The 4,567-nt window shown below is 70.7% G+C and carries 5 protein-coding genes and 1 pseudogene; 3 read left to right on the top strand and 3 right to left on the bottom strand.

Annotated elements, in window-relative coordinates; all coding sequences use genetic code 11:
• Positions 1 to 1,821 (bottom strand): ABC transporter transmembrane domain-containing protein (locus VHK87_RS16095; RefSeq protein ID WP_329635905.1); only part of this gene is annotated, 1,821 nt, incomplete at its 3' end.
• A gap of 118 nt (positions 1,822 to 1,939) precedes the next feature.
• Between VHK87_RS16095 and rpmE the strand changes: the two genes are divergently transcribed.
• Positions 1,940 to 2,164, top strand: coding sequence for a 50S ribosomal protein L31 (gene rpmE / locus VHK87_RS16090; RefSeq protein WP_329635904.1), 225 nt, complete (start codon positions 1,940 to 1,942; stop codon positions 2,162 to 2,164).
• 102 nt (positions 2,165 to 2,266) lie between these two features.
• Here the strand turns inward: rpmE and VHK87_RS16085 are convergent, their stop codons facing one another.
• Together VHK87_RS16085 and VHK87_RS16080 are read right to left on the bottom strand one after the other, a co-directional pair.
• Entirely contained in the window at positions 2,267 to 2,779 is a 513-nt protein-coding gene (locus VHK87_RS16085) for a DUF1465 family protein (protein WP_329635903.1), read from the bottom strand.
• A 93-nt stretch (positions 2,780 to 2,872) separates the two neighbouring features.
• Complete coding sequence (locus VHK87_RS16080) at positions 2,873 to 3,085, bottom strand: DUF1192 domain-containing protein (RefSeq protein ID WP_329635902.1); 213 nt, start codon at positions 3,083 to 3,085, stop codon at positions 2,873 to 2,875.
• Positions 3,086 to 3,167: 82 nt separating this feature from the next.
• Between VHK87_RS16080 and VHK87_RS16075 the strand changes: the two genes are divergently transcribed.
• Both VHK87_RS16075 and VHK87_RS16070 read left to right on the top strand, forming a co-directional pair.
• A complete protein-coding gene (locus VHK87_RS16075; RefSeq protein WP_329635901.1) occupies positions 3,168 to 4,157 on the top strand; it encodes an NAD(P)H-quinone oxidoreductase in 990 nt (329 codons plus the stop codon).
• Between the two features lie 145 nt (positions 4,158 to 4,302).
• Positions 4,303 to 4,567: pseudogene (locus VHK87_RS16070) on the top strand (TonB-dependent receptor); the annotation flags it as partial.

Raw genomic sequence — 4,567 nt, 5'->3', positions numbered from 1 at the left:
CAGCGCCGCCAGCTTCGCGTACAGCCCGCCACGCGCCACCAACTCGTCGTGGGTCCCCTGCTCGACGGCCTTGCCAGCCTCCATGACCACGATCCGGTCGGCTTTGAGCACCGTGGCGAGCCGGTGGGCGATGACCAGGGTGGTGCGGCCGGTCATTGCCCGGTCGAGGGCGGCCTGGACCAGGCGCTCGTTCTCGGCGTCGAGGGCGCTGGTGGCCTCGTCGAGCAGCAGGATCGGCGCCTCGCGGATCAGCGCCCGGGCGATCGCCAGCCGCTGGCGCTCGCCGCCGGAGAGGGTGCGCGCCCGCTCGCCGAGCCGGGTCTCGTAGCCCTCGGGAAGTCCGTCCAGGAAGCCCGCCTGGGCCGCGCGGGCGGCGGCGCGCACCTCATCGACGCCCGCGTCCTCGCGGCCGAAGCGGATGTTCTCCAGCGCCGAGCCGGAGAACAGCGGCGAGTCCTGGGCCACCAGCGCCATGCGCCGGCGCACCTCGCCCGGGTCGGCGGCGCGCAGGTCAACCCCGTCCAGCCGCACCGCCCCGGCCTGCGGATCGTAGAAGCGCAGCAGCAGGCGGAAGACCGTGCTCTTGCCCGCACCCGACGGGCCCACCAGCGCCACCCGCTCGCCTGGTCGCACCTGCAGCGAGAAGCCGTTCAGGGCCGGAAGGTCGGGCCGCCCCGGATAGGCGAAGACGACGTCCTCGAAGGCGATCTCGCCGCGGGCCGGGCTGGGCAGCGCGATCGGATGCTCCGGGGCGGCGATACGCGGCTTTGCGTCCATCAGCTCGCCGATCCGCTCCATGGCGCCGGCCGCCTTCTGCAGGTCGCCCCACGTCTCGCCGAGCGCGCCCACCGAGCCCGCGGCCAGCACCGACAAGAAGGCGAACTGGAACAGCGCGCCCCAGCTCATCTCACCGCGCAGGCCGGCGTGCACGCCCAGCCAGAACACCCCCACCACCCCGCCGAACACCAGGGCGATGACCAACGCGGTCATCAACGCCCGCGCCGAAATGCGCCGCAGCGAGGTGCGGAAGGCGTCCTCCACCGCCTCGCCGAAGCGGGCGGCGGCGGTGCGCTCGCGGCCGAAGGCCTGCACGGTCTCGAGGCCGTCCAGCGTCTCGCCGGCATAGCCCACGGCGGCGGCGAACCGGTCCTGGGTGGAGGTGGTGAGCTGCCTCACCCGCCGGCCGAACAGGAACAGCGGCGCCAGGATCAGCGGAAACCCGGCCAGCACCAGGCCGGTCAGGGAAGGGCTGACCCAGACCAGCAGGATCAGCGCGCCGATCAACATCACCAGGTTGCGCAGGGCCACCGAGATGGATGTCGACAGCAGCGTCTCGACGATCTGGATGTCGGTGGTCAGCCGCGACAGCACCTCGCCGGTGCGCACGGAGAGGAAGAAGGACGGATCCAATGTCAGGATGTGGCCGTAGGCGGCCTTGCGCAGGTCCGCGACGACGCGCTCGCCGAGCTTGGTGACGAAGAAGTAGCGCAGGGCCGTGGCGATGCCGAGCGCCAGCGCCACAGCGCCCAGCAGCAGGAACCAGCGGTCGATCTCTTCGGCCCTCGCGGTGGTGAGATGGTCGACCAGCAGCCGCACCGCGCCGGTCAGCCCCAGCGTCGCCGCCGTGGAGCCCAGCAGGAAGACGACGCTGAGGATCGCATCGCCCATGTGGGCCCGCGCGAACGGCAGAAGGCGGGACAGTGTCCTGATGTTGCGGCTCTTGCCGCGCCGCGCGGCCTCGTCGGCCAGGCTCTGGACCAGGCTCGCGCCTGCGCTCGGCCGCCCCGGGGCGTCGGCCTGCGGGGCCGCGGATTCACTCACCTAAGCGCTCGCCCTTGCCTTCGGGGCCCCTGTTGAAGTATAGGCCCGGCTCCTTTGGGGCCCGCCGCAGCGGGCCCTGCCTCATTCAGGCCGACCCTTTACGTCAGGCGCACGTGCGATGAAACAAGACACCCACCCGGACTACCACTTCATCACCGTGGTCATGACCGACGGCACCTCCTACCAGACCCGTTCGACCTACGGGAAGGAAGGGGCGACGCTGCAGCTCGACATCGACCCGAAGACCCACCCGGCCTGGACCGGCGGCAACCAGCAGCTGCTGGACCGCGGCGGCCGCGTCTCCCGCTTCAACGCCAAGTTCGGCGCCTTCACGCGAAAGTAGGGTCGGAGCACAATCCGATATGCGAAACGCCGCGCCCCCGGGCGCGGCGTTTTTCGTTGCGGCCCTCCTCTCCCACGACGCGAAGCGCGAGGGCAGAGGAAATCAGCCCCCGAACGCGCTGCGCAGGCGGTCGAACTGGGTCTGGACGGGGTTGGCGGACTCGGCGCTGTCGGCCTCGCCCAGGTACATCCGCTCGTCGAGGTGGCGGACGCGCTCGTAGAGCCGTTCGGCCCGGTGCAGCAGGCCGGTGAGGCCCGGCGGCAGTTCGGCCTCGGCTTCGGGCCGGGCCTTGGAGACTTCCTGGGCGCCCAGCCGATAGCGGGCGTCGCAGGCCGCCTCGGGCGCCATGTCGCCTTCCTTCACAGCCCGCTGGACGAGCAGCCAGGAGGCCACCTGCATTAGCCGGGTGGTCAGGCGCATGCTCTCGGCCGCGTAGGCCAGCGCCGCGTTCCGGGAGAGTAGCTTCGATTCCTGCCGGCCGGCGCCGTCCAGGTAGGCGGCGGTTTCCTCCACGAGGTCCATGCCCTCCTGGAAGGTGCGCTCGAACAGCTCGGAGCAGGCGAAGTCGCGGATCACGGTCGCGCGCCAGGGCCCGGTCGGGTCGGTCTCGCTCATGGGGGCGTCACGCCTTTTCCGTCAGCCTGCGGAGCAAATCAGTCCCGCCTCTAGCGGGCTGCAACGCCCGTGCCAAGTTGTTGGCCTTCAAGCTCAATTCTTGCCGCCCGAGAACAGGGCGTCGGCCGCCGCCCGGCCGGAGCGCTTCTTCTCGATCTGGGCCTGCACCCGGGCGATCTCGGCGTTAAGCGCCGCGATCCGCTCCTCGAGCTCCTCGATCCCGAACAGCTCCAGGTCCTCCTTCACCGCCTCGGTGAGTCGCTGGCCGCGTCCGACGCGGACATCCGCCGGTTCGTCGATGGCCATCAGGCTCCCTTTGCGGCTCAAGCTCCAGCCGGCTATTTGGCCGCCAAGCCGTTCAAGGCGCAAGATCGCGGAGGCCACACCCATGAACCAATCGACGCAGGCTGAGACCATGTCGGCCGTCGGCATCGAGGGCGGCAAGGGGCCCGCCGAGGCGCTGAAGGCGGTGCAGATCCCAAGGCCCGCGCCCGGACCCGGCCAAATCCTCATCAAGGTGCGCGCCGCCGGGGTGAACCGGCCCGACATCGCCCAGCGCCAGGGCTTCTATCCGCCGCCGCCGGGCGCCCCCGAGACCATGGGACTGGAAGTCGCAGGCGAAGTGGTCGAGCCGGCCGGCCGCTGGACGGCGGGCGACCGCGTCTGCGCCCTGCTGGGCGGAGGCGGTTACGCGGAGTACGCGGTCTGCGACACCCGGCACGCCTTGCCGATCCCGCAAGGGCTGGACTTCACCGAGGCCGCCGGCCTTCCGGAGACCGTCTTCACCGTCTACGCCAACGTCTTCGAGCACGGGTCGCTGAGGGCCGGCGAGACGCTGCTGGTGCACGGGGCCACCTCCGGCATCGGGGTCACCGCCATTCAGATGGCCAAGGCGGCAGGCGCCAAGGTGATCGCCACCGGCCGCGGCGCAGCCAAGGCCGACCAGGCCCGCCAGATGGGCGCGGACGTCGCGATCGACGCCACGGCGGAGGACTTCTCCGAGGTCGCCAAGCGCGAGGGCGGCGTCGACGTGGTGCTGGACATGGTCGGCGCCCCCTATTTCGAGGCGAACCTGAAGGCGCTGAACACCGGCGGGCGGATCGTCTACATCGCCGCCCAGGCCGGTGGGACGCTGGAGGTGCCGATCGGCCGGCTGATGCAGAAGCGCGGCCTGATCACCGGCTCGACGCTGCGGCCCCGTCCGGCCGACGAGAAGGCGCGCCTGGCGGCCGAGGTCGAACGGGTCGTCTGGCCGTGGATCGAAGCGGGCAAAGTGAGGCCCCACATCGACCGCACCTTCCCCCTCGCTCAGGCCGCCCAGGCCCACGCCCACGTGGAGAGCGGAACCCACCTGGGCAAGGTGATCCTGCTCACCTGACGGCGCGGCATCGCCTTCCGCTGAGCTGTACTTGAATTTCAAAGCTGTGCGGGGCGCCTGCGCACCGCCTTGGGATTGACGCGACCCCCGACATACCCGTACTTCTAAGCGCAACAGATAACAGCAATAAGCCAGGGGGGAGACTATGGGGTTCAAGCATCGACTGCTTTTGTCCGGGGTGGCGCTGAGCGCCGCGTTCGGCGCGAATTCGGCCTGGGCGCAGGACGACGGAGGCAGCCTCCTCGACGAAGTGGTGGTCACCGCCGAGAAGCGGGAGGAGAGCATCCAGGACGTGCCGGTGGCGATCACGGCCTTCACGTCCGAGCGCCGCGAGCTGATCGGCATCACCACCGTCACCGACATGACCAACTTCACGCCGGGACTGAACTACTCGGTCGGCACCGACCGGA

The organism is Phenylobacterium sp., assembly GCF_036263695.1.
In the GTDB taxonomy this organism is placed as follows: domain Bacteria; phylum Pseudomonadota; class Alphaproteobacteria; order Caulobacterales; family Caulobacteraceae; genus Phenylobacterium.
The sequence above is the reverse complement of the archived record's forward strand: the minus strand, read 5'-3'. Positions and strand labels throughout refer to the sequence as shown.